The sequence below is a fragment of the Ruegeria sp. BHSA162 genome (genome assembly GCF_059613385.1).
On sequence record NZ_JBXWSK010000005.1, the window covers coordinates 71660 to 85212 of the forward strand.

Annotated in this window: 15 protein-coding genes; 5 read left to right on the forward strand and 10 right to left on the reverse strand. The window is 63.5% G+C overall.

All coding sequences use genetic code 11. The features are described 5' to 3' along the window. Window positions 1-23: 23 nt before the first annotated feature. Window positions 24-518 (reverse strand): GNAT family N-acetyltransferase, encoded by a 495-nt coding sequence (locus tag AC2FM5_RS03255; RefSeq protein ID WP_170390634.1) that lies wholly within the window; start codon window positions 516-518, stop codon window positions 24-26. Between the two features lie 72 nt (window positions 519-590). Between AC2FM5_RS03255 and AC2FM5_RS03260 the strand changes: the two genes are divergently transcribed. Beyond that, window positions 591-1196, forward strand: a complete 606-nt coding sequence (locus tag AC2FM5_RS03260) for a flavin reductase family protein (protein WP_170358218.1) — start codon at window positions 591-593, stop codon at window positions 1194-1196. A gap of 57 nt (window positions 1197-1253) precedes the next feature. Here the strand turns inward: AC2FM5_RS03260 and AC2FM5_RS03265 are convergent, their stop codons facing one another. After that, a complete protein-coding gene (locus tag AC2FM5_RS03265; protein WP_170358217.1) occupies window positions 1254-2888 on the reverse strand; it encodes a SulP family inorganic anion transporter in 1635 nt (544 codons plus the stop codon). Window positions 2889-3104: 216 nt separating this feature from the next. On the opposite strand from AC2FM5_RS03265, the gene AC2FM5_RS03270 reads away from it, so the two are divergent. Together AC2FM5_RS03270 and AC2FM5_RS03275 are read left to right on the forward strand one after the other, a co-directional pair. Further along, window positions 3105-3977, forward strand: a complete 873-nt coding sequence (locus tag AC2FM5_RS03270; protein WP_496733876.1) for an S-methyl-5'-thioadenosine phosphorylase — start codon at window positions 3105-3107, stop codon at window positions 3975-3977. A 61-nt stretch (window positions 3978-4038) separates the two neighbouring features. Next, complete coding sequence (locus AC2FM5_RS03275; protein ID WP_170362961.1) at window positions 4039-4668, forward strand: LysE family translocator; 630 nt, start codon at window positions 4039-4041, stop codon at window positions 4666-4668. Between the two features lie 6 nt (window positions 4669-4674). On the opposite strand, the gene AC2FM5_RS03280 is transcribed toward AC2FM5_RS03275, so the two are convergent. Next, entirely contained in the window at window positions 4675-4848 is a 174-nt protein-coding gene (locus tag AC2FM5_RS03280) for a hypothetical protein (protein WP_222457049.1), read from the reverse strand. Between the two features lie 209 nt (window positions 4849-5057). Between AC2FM5_RS03280 and AC2FM5_RS03285 the strand changes: the two genes are divergently transcribed. Next, window positions 5058-5597, forward strand: a complete 540-nt coding sequence (locus AC2FM5_RS03285; RefSeq protein ID WP_170337941.1) for an adenine phosphoribosyltransferase — start codon at window positions 5058-5060, stop codon at window positions 5595-5597. 169 nt (window positions 5598-5766) lie between these two features. Next, window positions 5767-6249 carry a fasciclin domain-containing protein gene (locus tag AC2FM5_RS03290; RefSeq protein ID WP_170337939.1) on the forward strand — a complete coding sequence of 161 codons (483 nt, stop codon included), beginning with the start codon at window positions 5767-5769 and terminating at the stop codon, window positions 6247-6249. Between the two features lie 38 nt (window positions 6250-6287). Here AC2FM5_RS03290 and AC2FM5_RS03295 read toward each other — a convergent pair whose 3' ends face one another. The 7 genes from AC2FM5_RS03295 to AC2FM5_RS03325 all read right to left on the reverse strand — a co-directional run bounded on the left by AC2FM5_RS03295 (window position 6288) and on the right by AC2FM5_RS03325 (window position 13550). Beyond that, window positions 6288-7706, reverse strand: coding sequence for an FAD-binding oxidoreductase (locus tag AC2FM5_RS03295; protein ID WP_496733880.1), 1419 nt, complete (start codon window positions 7704-7706; stop codon window positions 6288-6290). A gap of 38 nt (window positions 7707-7744) precedes the next feature. Beyond that, a complete protein-coding gene (locus AC2FM5_RS03300; protein ID WP_496733883.1) occupies window positions 7745-8563 on the reverse strand; it encodes an MBL fold metallo-hydrolase in 819 nt (272 codons plus the stop codon). A gap of 92 nt (window positions 8564-8655) precedes the next feature. Next, window positions 8656-9240, reverse strand: coding sequence for a GNAT family N-acetyltransferase (locus AC2FM5_RS03305; protein WP_093962743.1), 585 nt, complete (start codon window positions 9238-9240; stop codon window positions 8656-8658). Beyond that, the gene (locus AC2FM5_RS03310) at window positions 9240-10502 is read right to left on the reverse strand and encodes a M16 family metallopeptidase (RefSeq protein WP_170599168.1); all 1263 of its coding nucleotides are present in this window, start codon (window positions 10500-10502) and stop codon (window positions 9240-9242) included. Before AC2FM5_RS03310 ends, AC2FM5_RS03305 begins: the two co-directional genes overlap by 1 nt. Continuing rightward, window positions 10499-11887, reverse strand: a complete 1389-nt coding sequence (thrC, locus tag AC2FM5_RS03315) for a threonine synthase (protein ID WP_496733886.1) — start codon at window positions 11885-11887, stop codon at window positions 10499-10501. Before thrC ends, AC2FM5_RS03310 begins: the two co-directional genes overlap by 4 nt. After that, a complete protein-coding gene (locus AC2FM5_RS03320; protein ID WP_496733913.1) occupies window positions 11884-12561 on the reverse strand; it encodes an SURF1 family protein in 678 nt (225 codons plus the stop codon). The genes thrC and AC2FM5_RS03320 overlap by 4 nt, the downstream gene beginning before the upstream one ends. Before the next feature lie 173 nt (window positions 12562-12734). Further along, window positions 12735-13550: a cytochrome c oxidase subunit 3 gene (locus AC2FM5_RS03325; protein WP_093962747.1), complete on the reverse strand. Its 816-nt coding sequence runs from the start codon at window positions 13548-13550 to the stop codon at window positions 12735-12737. Window positions 13551-13553: the final 3 nt, after the last annotated feature.

Below are 13553 nucleotides of genomic sequence, written 5' to 3' on the forward strand. Positions count from 1 at the left end.
TTTCACAACGCCGTTTCAATAGATCAGCGCGTCCAGCGGGTCACCGAACCACTCACTCCGTGCCATGCGCCGGTGGTCAAATCCAGCCCGAGAACCCGATCCGGGTTGGTTGGTGGGGGCATCTCAACACCCTCGAGCCGGGCAAACCCAAAGCGTGAATAATAGGGCGCGTCACCGACCAGCATGACCCGGTCCCACCCTTTGGCCCGCCCGGCTTCGATACCTTCGTGGATCAGAAAACCACCCAAACCTTCCCCCTGGTGGGTCGGGTGGACGGCAACGGGCCCCAGCAAAAGCGCGTCGTGTGCGCCAACATGAACCGGCCAGAATCGGATGGCCCCAGCCAAGATGCCCTGCCCGTCACGGGCAATCATCGACAGGCCCGGCACTGGCGGAACATCGTCGCGCAAGCGGTAAGACGACAGCGCCTCGCGCCCCGGCGCAAAACACAGGTCGTAGAGGGCTTCGACTTCCCACCAATCCTCCGGCTCTTCCGGCCTGATCCCGAACTGCTGCACCGCGGCCCTCTTTTCGACTCTGGCAATCGCCCTAGCACTTCGCTAGGCCTTGAGCAAACGCTTGGAGATCAGATGTTCTATCGCCCCGAAGACGGTCACGGTTTGCCGCACAACCCGTTCAACGCCATCATCACGCCGCGCCCGATCGGATGGATCTCGACCCGCAGCGCCGATGGGATCAACAATCTGGCGCCCTATTCATTCTTCAACGGGGTCGCCTATACGCCGCCGCAGGTGATGTTTGCCTCCACCGGCACGAAACACGACCAGGACCGCGGAAAGGACAGCATCGCCAATATCGAGGCAACCGGCGTCTTTTGCGTCAACGTGGTGGCCCACGCCCATCGGGATGCGATGAACGCAAGCTCGGCCAGCCTTCCGAAAGAGGTGGACGAGTTCGCCCACGCCGGCCTGACACCTGTGGAATGCGAAACCATCCCATGCGCTCGCATCGAGGGCGCCCCTGCCGCGCTGGAATGCAAACTGACCCAGATCGTCACGCTGCCCGGCCAGGCCAACCGGGTGGTTTTCGGAGAAGTCGTCGGCGTGCACCTGCGCGATGACTGCCTGAAGGACGGCAAGTTCGACGTCACCACCTTTCAACCCTTGTCGCGGCTTGGGTATCGCGACTACTCGGTGGTGACGGAGTTGTTTTCCCTCAATCGTCCAGACGATTGAGCCGGGTTTGGGGGCTCTGCCCCCGCCGCGCGGTGCGAGGCACAGCCTCGCATTTCCTCAGTGGCCGCCCAGAACGCCGGTCCGAACAGAATAGTCGACCGCAAGGCCGTAATCCGGGTCATCGTCGCTGTCGACCATCAGGTGACCTGCTTTCTTGAGCAGCTTGTGGCAATCCCGGCTGAGATGGCGCAGCATGACGCGCTTTCCTGCCGCCTCGTATTTCGCGGCGATGTTTTCGATGGCCTGCAGGGCCGATTGGTCGACCACACGGCTGTCGGCGAAGTCCACGATCACCGTTTCCGGGTCGTTTTGGACATCGAACAGTTCGACAAACCCCTCAGACGAGCCGAAGAACAGCGGCCCCTTGATCTCGTAGACCTTGGCGCCTTTCTCGGTTTCCGAGTCGCGGGTGACCGCGTGGATGCGCTTGGCGTTGTTCCAGGCATAGGCCAGCGCCGAAACGATCACGCCGACCACGACGGCCACAGCGAGGTCTTCCATCACGGTGACGACGGTGACCAGAACGATGACGAAGGCATCCGTCAGCGGCACCTTGCGCAGGATGTTGAACGAATTCCAGGCGAACGTGCCGATCACCACCATGAACATCACGCCAACCAGCGCGGCCAGCGGAATCTGTTCGATCAGGGGTGAGCCGACAAGGATGAACACCAGCAGGAACAGCGCGGCAGCGATCCCCGCGATGCGCGTGCGACCGCCGGACTTCACGTTGATCATCGACTGCCCGATCATCGCACAGCCGCCCATGCCGCCAAAGAACCCGGTCACGACGTTGGCGGTGCCCTGCGCGATGCATTCCTGCGACGCACCACCGCGCTTGCCGGTGATCTCGCCCACCAGGTTCAGCGTAAGCAGAGATTCGATCAGGCCGATGGCGGCCAGGATGACGGCGTAGGGCAGAATGATCTCAAACGTCTCCCAGGTCAGCGGAACCATGGGGATGTGGAATTTCGGCAGGCCGCCCTCGATTGAGGCCAGGTCTCCGACGCGCGGGACATCCAGCCCCATGCCGATCACCAGCGCAGCCACCACGACGATGCCCGCCAGCGGCGCTGGCACAATGCGCGTGATGCGCGGCATCACCCAGATCACCGCCATGGTCAGCGCGACCAGCCCCAGCATCGTATAGAGTTGCATCCCGGACAGCCATTCACCACCGCTCATGCCGTGGCCGGTGTTTTCCATGGTGCCCGGCACCTTGAACTGGCCCAGTTGAGCCAGAAAGATCACGATCGCCAGGCCGTTGACAAAGCCCAGCATCACCGGATGCGGCACCAGGCGGATGAACCGGCCCCAATGCATGGCCCCCGCGATAATCTGCAGGATGCCCATCAAAACCACTGTGGCGAACAGGTATTCGACCCCGTGCTGCGCCACCAGCGCCACCATGACGACCGCCAGCGCACCGGTTGCGCCCGAGATCATACCCGGACGACCCCCGATCAGCGCGGTGATCAGCCCCACGAGGAACGCCGCATACAGGCCTACCAGCGGGTGAACCCCGGCGACGAAAGCAAAGGCCACCGCTTCGGGCACCAGGGCCAGGGCGACGGTCAGGCCCGACAAAAGCTCGATCCGCAGGCGGGCGGGGGTCAGCTTTTCGTCCGGCATCCAGCTCAGATCGGGAATGGCGAGGCGATTGGCAAAGCTTGCCAGCAAGGCTCGGGGCATGAATTGGTCCTGTGGGTCAGAATGTTCGCGCGAAGGCGGTCGTATACCCGCCTTCGGCGCTGTCTGCTAGCCCATCGATGGCAGGCTGTCATGCAAAAACTGCAAGGCGACGCCCCTTGTGGCGCCTGTGCGGCGCAATAACACCGGCAAGCCTTGCCAAATGCCCGACAAGCCCGCAGAAATTCCCTCAGGCAGGTATCGCAGCGGAGAACGAACGTGGCCCAGACAAAAATTGCCGTCATCGGCGGATCGGGAATTTATGACATCGACGGGCTGGAAACGCCGCAATGGGTTACCGTGGAAACGCCTTGGGGCGCGCCGTCCGACCAGATCCTGACCGGGACACTGGACGGCATCGAGATGGCCTTTCTGCCCCGCCACGGGCGCGGGCATGTGCATTCGCCGACCGAGGTGCCCTATCGTGCCAATATCGACGCGCTGAAACGGCTGGGGGTGACCGATGTGATCTCGGTTTCGGCCTGCGGCTCCTTCCGCGAACACATGGCGCCGGGCGATTTCGTGGTCGTCGATCAGTTCATCGATCGCACCTTCGCCCGCGAGAAAAGCTTTTTCGGCACCGGCTGCGTCGCCCATGTCAGCGTGGCCCATCCGACCTGCCCGCGCGTGGGCGATGCCTGTGAATCCGCCGCCCGGGCGGCCGGCATCACCGTGCACCGTGGCGGCACCTATCTGGCGATGGAAGGGCCGCAATTCTCGACGCTGGCGGAATCGAAGATGTACCGCGAGCAGTGGGGCTGCGACGTGATCGGCATGACCAACATGCCCGAGGCCAAACTGGCCCGCGAGGCCGAGCTTTGCTATGCCTCGGTGGCGATGGTCACCGACTATGACAGCTGGCACCCCGATCACGGCGAAGTGGACGTGACCGCGATCATCGCGACGCTGACCGGCAATGCCGAGAAGGCGCGCGCCTTGGTCAAAGGTCTGCCCGCCCTGCTGGGGGCGGACCGCGCGCCCTGCCCGCATGGCTGCGACCGGGCATTGGACCACGCGATTTTGACGGCCCCGGAAAAGCGCGACCTGCAAGTGCTGGCCAAGCTGGATGCGGTGGCGGGCCGGGTATTGTAGGCGGCCTTGACGGCCACGTGTTTTCTTAGGCTAGCTGCTGCGGATTTGACGGAGTTGGATGATGGATTTTGAACTTTGGCTGGCCTTTGTCGCCGCCTCGACCGCCCTTCTGCTGATCCCGGGCCCGACGGTCCTGCTGGTGCTCAGCTATGCGCTGTCCAAAGGGCGCAGCGTGGCCGTGGCCTCGGCCACGGGGGTTGCGCTGGGGGACCTGATTGCCATGACCGCTTCGCTGCTGGGGCTTGGGGCGCTGGTGCTGGCGTCGGCCACGTTGTTTTCGGTGCTGAAATGGGTGGGCGCCGCCTATCTGGTCTGGCTGGGCATCAAGCTGCTGCGCAGTGCGCCGTCCGGCGGGATGCAGGCGGTGGCCACCGCGCGCGACGTTACCGCCCGCGGCGTATTCGGCCATGCGGCCGCTGTCACTGCGCTGAACCCGAAATCCATCGCCTTCTTCATCGCCTTCGTGCCGCAATTTCTGCGCCCGGCCGAGCCGCTGGGCCCGCAGTTCGCGATCCTGATTGCGACTTTCGTGGGATTGGCCGGGCTGAACGCGCTGGCCTATGCGCTGCTGGCCGACCGGCTGCGCCGCGTAATCGGCCGCCCCGGCATCATCACCGGCATGACCCGTTTCGGAGGGTTGACCCTGATCGGAATGGGCGTGGCCACGGCGGTACTGCGTCGCCCGGCCTGAAGGCAGTCAGGTCCCGGCGTTCTCAGCCATGAATGCGCGAATGAACTTGCGGATCTCGCGCGCGGCCGAGGTGTCGAGATCGCGGCACAGCGCAACGAACGCGTCGCGTTCGTCCTTGTCCAGGCGCAGAACCAGCTGGCTGTTCTTTTTGGTGGATCCCTTGAGGTCGGCCTTGGCCACGGCTGTCATCCTTATTCTGGGCCTGCATCAGCGCGTGGCACCTTGTATAGACAAAGCGCATCGCTTGTCGATACCCGCAGCCCCCCAAGGGCGGGTTGTCCGGGCGCATCTGTTCCGCAGCAAATACGCGCAGGAAGGCAGCCGTGGCTTGCATGACTGGCCGTGATACGCCAAACACCGCCGTGTTTTGACGCAAGAAGGGTTGCCCCATGTCCAGAAGCAAAACGGTCAAGGATTACATTCGGACCATCGTCGATTTTCCCCACGAAGGGATCATGTTCCGCGACGTGACGACCCTGTTTGCCGATCCCCGCGGGTTTCGCATGGCCATCGACCAGATGCTGCACCCCTATGCCGGCGAGCGCATCGACAAGGTCGTTGGGCTCGAGGCGCGCGGTTTCATTCTGGGCGGCGCAATCGCGCACCAGCTGAGCGTGGGCTTTGTCCCGATCCGCAAGAAGGGCAAGCTGCCGGGCACCACGATCAGCGAGGAATACAAGCTGGAATATGGCGAGGCCATCGTCGAGATCCACGATGACGCGATCCAGCCCGGTGAAAAGGTTCTGGTCGTCGATGACCTGCTGGCCACCGGCGGCACTGCCGCGGCAGGCATCAAGCTGATCGAACGTCTGGGCGGCGAGATCGTCAGCTGCGCCTTCATCATCGACCTGCCCGAGCTGGGTGGCCGGAAGGTGCTGGAGGAGATGGGCATGGACGTCCATGTCTTGTGCGAATTCGAAGGGCTGTGAACAGACAGCGGTCACGATTTCGTGACTTGCCGCTGGAAACGCCGCGCGCTTAGCGCGGCGTCGTTCGTTTTCCAGTCGGTTTTTTGCCCCTGACGCCTGATCTCCTTTCGGCATGTCGCCGTATAGACCGTGATGTCGCCGATGACATCCTCAACAAGGGAAGTAGATCATGTTTCGCAAATTCGCTGTTGCCGGTGTCGCCAGTATCCTGTTTTCGACCGCTGCCATGGCCGACGGCCACGGCAAGGACATTGTGGACACCGCTGTCGGGGCTGGCAGCTTCAACACTCTGGTCGCAGCCGTGCAGGCCGCCGAGTTGGTTGACACGCTGAAGGGCGAAGGCCCATTCACCGTTTTCGCGCCCACGGATGAAGCCTTTGCCGCGCTGCCCGAAGGCACCGTGGAAACGCTGCTGAAGCCCGAGAACAAGGATCAGCTTGTTGCGATCCTCACCTATCACGTGGTTCCGGGCAAAGTGATGTCGGGTGATCTGTCCGACGACATGACCGCCGCCACTGTTCAGGGTGGAGAGATCACAATCGATCTCGACAATGGTGTCATGGTCAATGACGCAAATGTCGTTCAGGCAGATATCGAAACCAGTAATGGCGTGATCCACGTCATCGACAAGGTTATCCTGCCGGCGTCGTAAACGACGCGCAGCTGCGGCCCGGAGCGTCCGGGCCGCACTCACTCACCTGACAGGACGGCGCCCGGGTTCATGATCCCGAGCGGGTCCAAGGCAGACTTGATGGCGCGCATGGCCGTCAGTTTGGCCGAATCACCGTAGCGTTCCAGATCACCGGTCTTGAGACGGCCCACCCCATGCTCGGCACTGACCGATCCTTCAAATTCATGCACCAGGTCATGAACCGCGCGCTTGATCTCGCCGCGTCGGTCGTCGAACTCGCCCCGGTCGTGGCCTTTGGGCGGAAAGACGTTGTAGTGCAGGTTGCCGTCCCCCAGATGACCAAAGCAGTTCACCCGGAATGGCCCAAGGGCCGCAATCGCCTCGCCGCCTTGCCGGATGAAATCGGGGATACGCGAAATCGGAACCGAGATATCGTGGCTGGACACTGAACCGATCAGCCGGTTCGCCTCGGGGATGCGTTCGCGCACTGACCACAGCCCGTCGCGCTGCGCGGCGCTTTGGGCGATGACGCCGTCCGACACCTGACCACGGGCTTCGGCAGCGACGAACAAGGACTCCAGCGCCGCCTCGGGCTCGTGCCCGGCCGGCAATCCCAGCTCGATCAGGACCGACCAGTCCGGCGGTGTGTCAAAGGGTTGCCGCACGTCCGGCAAGACCTCGGCCAGAAAATCCAGCCCCTGCTTGTGGATCAGTTCGAACGCGCTGACGGTTTCGCCCAAATGGTCGCGGGCCAGGGCCAGCAGGTCGATCGCCGCTTCGGGGCTGGTGACCTGAAAGATCGCCGTGCCCAGCCCGGCAGGACGGGGGAACAGCTTGAGCGAGGCGGCGGTGATGACCCCCAGCGTGCCCTCGGACCCGATCAGCAGGTTGCGCAGATCATAGCCGGTATTGTCCTTGCGCAACCGCCCCAGCCCGTGCCAGATCTCCCCGTTGGGCAGAACCGCCTCAAGCCCCAGGCACAGATCCCGTGCATTGCCATAACGCAGGACGTTCACGCCCCCGGCATTGGTAGCGAGGTTCCCCCCGATCCGGCAGGACCCCTGCGCCGCGAGCGACAGCGGAAACAGCCGGTTGGCCGTCTCGGCCGAGGCCTGAATGTCGGCCAGCACAGCACCGGCCTCGGCGATCAGGATGTTTTCGGTCGGGTAGACGGCCCGGATCGCGCGCATCCGCTCAAGCGACAGGATCAGGGGCGCGGGGCCATTGGCCATGACCTGTCCGCCCACAAGACCGGTGCCGCCGCCGTATGGCACCACCGGCACACGGGCCTCGGACGCCAAACGCACCAAGGCTGCGACCTCCTCAACCGTGCGGGGCAAGGCCAGCAGACCCGCCTGCCCGGCGAAGCGGCGGCGCGGCTCTTCCAGATAGCGCGGCTCGACCGGGCGCAGAATATCGTCACCCAGGCGGGCGCGGATGGTTTCGGCAAAGGTTTCGTCGGCAGGGTTCAAATGCATGCCCTCTGCATGCCCAAGCCCGCGGCGCACGGCAAGTCTTATTCCAGTTCCATTAGGTAGCGCGGCTCGAGCACCACCACCGTCGGGCGGTCCGGCAGGGTCCGCAGCGATACTTCAATTTCCGAAACCCCGTCCCGGCGCACTGGGAAATCGGATCGGATATCGGCCAGAAACCGGTCCAGAGAATAGCCCGAGAACCAGTGCATCGGAATGATGACCGAGCTTTTCAGCCGCTGCAGCACCGAGATCATCTCGGGCAAGGGCATGGTCGTGCCCCCGTCCACCGCCGCCATGACCACGTCCAGCCGCCCAAGGGCCGCGAACTGTTCGTCGGACGGCACATGGTGCAGATGCCCCAGATGGCCGATGCACAGGCCTTCGACCTCGAACACGAAGATCGAGTTTCCGCGCTCTTCCACCCCGCCATACGCGGACCGGATATCGGTCGATACGTTGCGCACCAGCAATTCGCCCAGATCGAGGTGGTGTTCGATGCCCAGCCCGAACTCACCCCAACCCGGCAGCACATGCGGGATGGCCGGGTCGGGATAGGCGGTCCAATGGGTGTCATGGGCGTGGTTCATCGTCACGATGTCGGGAATCAGATCCGCGCCGCCGATGAAGCCGGTATAGTCGGTCACGGCATTCAGCCCGCCGGGTGTCTGGATCAGAAAGGACGCATGCGCGACATAGCTGATCCGCACCGAGAATTCGGGCACCGGATCCTGCCACGCCGCCTTGTGCAGATATTCGATGCCGGGGGTGTTCTGAGCGATGGCGATGCAATGGCTCGGCCGACGCTCCTGCGCCGCCGCCGTCCCTGCCAGCAAGATCAGACCCGCCAAAACACTCCGCATGATCGGAAGTCTAGCGCATCGGCGCCTCGAGTCACGTCACTGGGCCCAAATTTCGGAAACAGTCCCGCCCACATCAGGTCCGAACGGGCGCCCTAGCCCGCGTCCGTGCGCCCGCGCCGGTCCGAGCGCAGCGACGCATAGAGCACATGCGTCCGCCACCGCCCGTTGATCTGCAGATAGGATTGCGCCACGCCCTCGTATTTGAACCCCGAGCTTTCCAACAGCCCGCGAGAGGCGGCGTTTTCCGGCAGGCAGGCGGCCTCGATCCGGCTCAGGTCCAGTCGGGTAAAGGCGTAATGCACCACGGCGCCGATGGCCTCGCGCATGTAACCCTGCCGGGCAAAGGCCTGCCCGGTCCAATAGCCCAGCGTTCCGGCCTGCGCCGGCCCCCGGCGGATGTTGTCCAGCGTAATGGCGCCCACCAGCATGTCATCCGTTCTGCGGAAGAGGAACAGCGGAACCGCCGTGCCATTGGCCACCGAGCGTTGCGCCCAGTAGACACGGTTGGTGAACGATTTGCGGGTCAGATGATCCTTGGCCCAGATCGGCTCCCACGGGGTCAGATACTCGCGCGAGGCCAGCCGCAGCGCGGCCCAGTCGTTGAAGTCGGAATGCACGGGCGGGCGCAAGCTCAACCGCTCGGTCTCGAGTTTCAGCCTGCGTCTGCCCAACAGCATCACGCCGCGCGCCTCTCCTGCAGCCTCTCCAGTGTCGGCGCACCACCCACAGGTCCGTAGAGCGCCAGTGCTGCCGGGGCCTGAACCGCCATCTTTTCGGCAAAGGCCCGGACGTCGGCGGTGCTGACCGCGTCGATCTTGGCCACGGTTTCCTCGAGCGGCGGAACACGGCCCCATATCTGCACCAGCCGGGCCAGACGTTCGGCCCGGTTCGAAGGGCTTTCCAGCCCCATCAGCATCCCGGCCTTCATCTGTGCGCGGGCGCGGGCAACCTCCTCGGGGCTCATGTCCTCGGCGGCGCGCTTCATCTCGTCGATGGTGATGGTGGCCAGCTCGCCCACCTGATCGGCCGAAGTGCCGGCATAGATCGTGGTCGTTCCCGTGTCGGCATAGGCGCCGGTCTGGGCAAAGATCGTATAGCACAGCCCGCGGGTCTCACGCACCTCCTGAAACAGGCGCGAGGACATGCCGCCGCCCAGCGCGGTCGAATAGATCTGCGCGGTATAGATCTCGTCATTACGATAGCCCGGGCTTTCCAGCGCCAGCGCGAAATGCGCTTGTTCCAGCGCCTTGTCCCGCCGCGCCTCACCGCCGGTGAACCGCGCGGGATCCGGTAGCAGCCCCTTGCGGGGTTGCAGATGGCCGAACATCTCTTCGGCCAGTTTCATCAACTGGTCATGATCGACCGCGCCCGCCGCCGACAGGATCATCTGATCGGGCGCATAGTGCTCGGCCACGAAGGCCGACAGGTCGTCGCGCGAAAAGGCGCTGACCCGTTCGGTCGGCCCCAGAATGGTGCGGCCCAGCGGCTGGTCGCGATAGCTCTGTTCCTGCAGCCAGTCAAAGATCACATCGTCGGGCGTGTCATGCGCCTGTCCGATTTCCTGCAGGATCACGCCGCGCTCAACCTCGATCTCGCGCGGGTCGAAGACGGGGTTCAGGACAATGTCGCCGATCACGTCCATCGCCAGCGCCACGTCATCCTTCAGCACCCGGGCGTAATAGGCCGTCACCTCGCGCGAGGTATAGGCGTTGATATAGCCGCCCACATCCTCGATCGCCTCGGCGATCTGCAAAGCAGAGCGCCGCTCGGTGCCCTTGAAGGCCATATGCTCGAGGAAATGCGCGATGCCGTTCTGTTCGATCCGCTCGTGCCGCCCGCCGGCGGTCACCCAGATGCCGATGGCGGCCGATTGCAGCCCCGGCATCTGTTCGCTGACGATCCGAAAGCCGTTTGTTAGTTGGTCCAGTCTGACAGTCACTCAGCAATATGCCTTTTGATATGATCCTCGATGGCGCCCAGATCGTTGGCGATGCGGGTCACCCGTTCCGGACGTTCATACAGATCGGACATGCGCGAGGGAAGAGGCGGATGCACACCGCTGGCCTGCTCGACCGCGGCGGGGAATTTCGCCGGGTGCGCGGTGGCCAGAGTAACCATGGGCACATCGGCGGCGCGGGTGTCTTCGGCCACCTTGATGCCCACGGCGGTATGCGGGCAGACCAGCTCGGCGCTGTGTTCCAGCGTGGATTTGATCGTGGCCAGCGTTTCCTCTTCTGACACACGGCCCGAGTCGAAGCTTTCGCGCAGGGCCTCCATCGCGCCCTGGCTGACGTGGAAGCCGCCCTGTTTCAGCTCGTCCATCAACTGCGCCACGGCCCGCCCGTCCTCGCCATAGGCATAGTACAGCGCGCGCTCAAAGTTCGAGCTGACCTGAATATCCATCGATGGGCTTATCGAGGGGATGGTGTCGCCCTTGAAATAGCCCTGCCCCGACAGGCAGCGATGCAGGATGTCGTTCTGGTTGGTCGCCACCACCAGACGGTCGATGGGCAGACCCATCCGTTTGGCGATGTAGCCGGCGAAGATGTCGCCGAAATTGCCGGTGGGCACCGTGAAGCTGACCTTGCGATGCGGCGCGCCCAGGCTGGTCGCGGCCGAGAAATAATAAACCACTTGCGCCAGCACGCGGGCAAAGTTAATCGAGTTCACCCCCGCCAGCTTGACCCCGTCGCGGAAATCGAAATCGTTGAACATGTCCTTTACGGCGGCCTGACAGTCGTCGAAATCGCCATCGACGGCCAGCGCGTGCACGTTGCTGTCGGCGGGTGTGGTCATCTGACGGCGCTGCACCTCGGAGACGCGGCCATGCGGGAACAGGATGAACACATCGACCGCGTCCAGCCCCCGGAACGCCTCGATCGCGGCCGATCCTGTGTCGCCGCTGGTGGCGCCGACGATGGTAACACGTTCGCCCCGCCTCTTCAGCGCCACCTGGAACAGCTGGCCGATAAGCTGCATGGCGAAATCCTTGAAGGCCAGCGTGGGCCCGTGGAACAGCTCCAGCAGAAAGTGGTTCTCGTTCAGCTGCTTCAAAGGCGCGCGGGCATCATGGCCGAACCCGGCATAGGCGCGGGCGATGATCTCTTTGAATTCGCCCCCGGCGAACGAGCCGCTGACATACGGCCACATGACGCGGAACGCGATCTCTTCATAGGGCAGCCCGGCAAGCGCGGCGATCTCGTCCTGACTCAGAACCGGAATCTCGGCAGGCAGGTACAGGCCGCCGTCGCGGGCCAGACCGGTCAGCATCGCCTCTTCAAAGCTCAGTTCGGGCGCCTGCCCGCGGGTCGAGATATATTTCATTGCGCGTCACTTTCTGATGGGGCGCGGCCGCGCCACAGGAAATATCCGGTCATTGCGGCCCAGACCAGCGCCAGGCCGAACCATGTCACCGCGTATTGCAGATGGTCGTTGGGAATACCCGCCGTATCCACCGGCAGCGGCGTGATGGCGGGATCGGTCTGGCTGCGGGCAACCAGTAGGATCGGTTCGGCCCCAAGCGCATCGGCCAGCGCGGGCACGTCGCGGGCAAACCAGATGTTGCCCGCCCGGTCCGGATCGGGGGTATAGCCGTCGATCTCGTCCGGCCAATGCAGATTGCCGACAACCTTCATGGGGCCGATCTGGCGTTCGGCCTGTTTGGCCGTTGTGGGCACAAAGCCCCGATCCACCTGGATCATGCGATCACCGGTTCGGAACGGCGCGATGATCCGATAGCCCGGCCCGACCTGCTTGACCGAAACCAGCACATGGATTTCGCCGGGCAGCATCTCGCCCGATACTTCGACGGGCAGATAACGGTCGGCTTCAGGGTCGACCGCCTCGGGCAGCGGCACTGGATCGGCGGCGATCCGGGCTTCGATGTCGGCCAGAATGCCCTCTTTCCACGCCAGACGCTGAACCTGCCAAGTGCCCAGAGACACAAGAACCGCCAGCCCGGCGAGTCCAAAAATCAGCAGAAACGGGATGCGGCGCATGTCTGGCCCTTGTTGCGTGTCATGGCGGCTCGGGGTCAAGCCGGCGTCTTGTTACGGTCTGTGCGCAAGGAAATGCAACCTTGCAATTGTACGGGGCGCAATCCCTTGCGCCCCTGATCGAGAAAAAGCCGCCCCAAGGGGCGGCTTTTGCAATTCGACAGCCTCGCGGGGCGTTACATCAGCGGTGCCTGACCCCAGATGTAGACGGCGAAGAACAGGAACAGCCAGACAACGTCGACAAAGTGCCAGTACCATGCGGCCGCCTCGAACCCGACGTGTTTCTCCGGGGTAAAGTCGCCCCGCAGCGCGCGGATCAGACAGACCGTCAGGAAGATGGTGCCGATGATCACATGTGCGCCGTGGAAGCCGGTTGCCATGAAGAAGTTCGAGTAGAACTGATCACCGCCGAACTCCCAGCCTTCGTGGGCCAGCAGTTCATAGTATTCGAAGGCCTGCAGGAAGGTGAAGGCGATACCCAGGACGATACCGATCGCGAGACCCTGAATCAGCGCCTTGCGGTCGTTGTCGTGGACCAGCGCGTGGTGCGCCCAAGTGATCGCACAGCCCGACAGCAACAGAACCAGAGTGTTGATCAGCGGCAGGTGGAACGGGTCCACCGCGTGGATGTCAGGCTGGATGTATTCGGTGCCGGCATAGTCGTACATCGGATACATGCGATGTTTGAAGAACGACCAGAACCAGGCGAAGAAGAACATCACCTCGGACATGACGAACAGGATGAACCCGTAGCGCAGCCCGATCCGGACGACCGGAGTGTGATCACCCGCGCGGCTTTCGGCCACGACCTCGGACCACCAGGCAAACATCGTGTAGAGAACTGCCACAAGACCACCCCAGAACACGAAGGAGGTCATGCCGTGCATCCACAAGACGGCTCCGAACAGCATGACGAAGCCACCGATCGCGCCGATCAGCGGCCAGATCGAAGGTGCCAGAATGTGGTAATCGTGGTTTTTTGCGTGTGCCATCAG

Excerpts from the sequence above, each read along its gene's own strand:
- AC2FM5_RS03260 (WP_170358218.1), top strand. The coding sequence starts at position 591 with ATGTTCTATCGCCCCGAAGACGGTCACGGTTTGCCGCACAACCCGTTC.
- AC2FM5_RS03265 (WP_170358217.1), bottom strand. The coding sequence starts at position 2,888 with ATGCCCCGAGCCTTGCTGGCAAGCTTTGCCAATCGCCTCGCCATTCCC.
- AC2FM5_RS03275 (WP_170362961.1), top strand. The coding sequence starts at position 4,039 with ATGGATTTTGAACTTTGGCTGGCCTTTGTCGCCGCCTCGACCGCCCTT.
- AC2FM5_RS03285 (WP_170337941.1), top strand. The coding sequence starts at position 5,058 with ATGTCCAGAAGCAAAACGGTCAAGGATTACATTCGGACCATCGTCGAT.
- AC2FM5_RS03290 (WP_170337939.1), top strand. The coding sequence starts at position 5,767 with ATGTTTCGCAAATTCGCTGTTGCCGGTGTCGCCAGTATCCTGTTTTCG.
- AC2FM5_RS03295 (WP_496733880.1), bottom strand. The coding sequence starts at position 7,706 with ATGCATTTGAACCCTGCCGACGAAACCTTTGCCGAAACCATCCGCGCC.
- AC2FM5_RS03300 (WP_496733883.1), bottom strand. The coding sequence starts at position 8,563 with ATGCGGAGTGTTTTGGCGGGTCTGATCTTGCTGGCAGGGACGGCGGCG.
- AC2FM5_RS03305 (WP_093962743.1), bottom strand. The coding sequence starts at position 9,240 with ATGCTGTTGGGCAGACGCAGGCTGAAACTCGAGACCGAGCGGTTGAGC.
- thrC (WP_496733886.1), bottom strand. The coding sequence starts at position 11,887 with ATGAAATATATCTCGACCCGCGGGCAGGCGCCCGAACTGAGCTTTGAA.
- AC2FM5_RS03320 (WP_496733913.1), bottom strand. The coding sequence starts at position 12,561 with ATGCGCCGCATCCCGTTTCTGCTGATTTTTGGACTCGCCGGGCTGGCG.
- AC2FM5_RS03325 (WP_093962747.1), bottom strand. The coding sequence starts at position 13,550 with ATGGCACACGCAAAAAACCACGATTACCACATTCTGGCACCTTCGATC.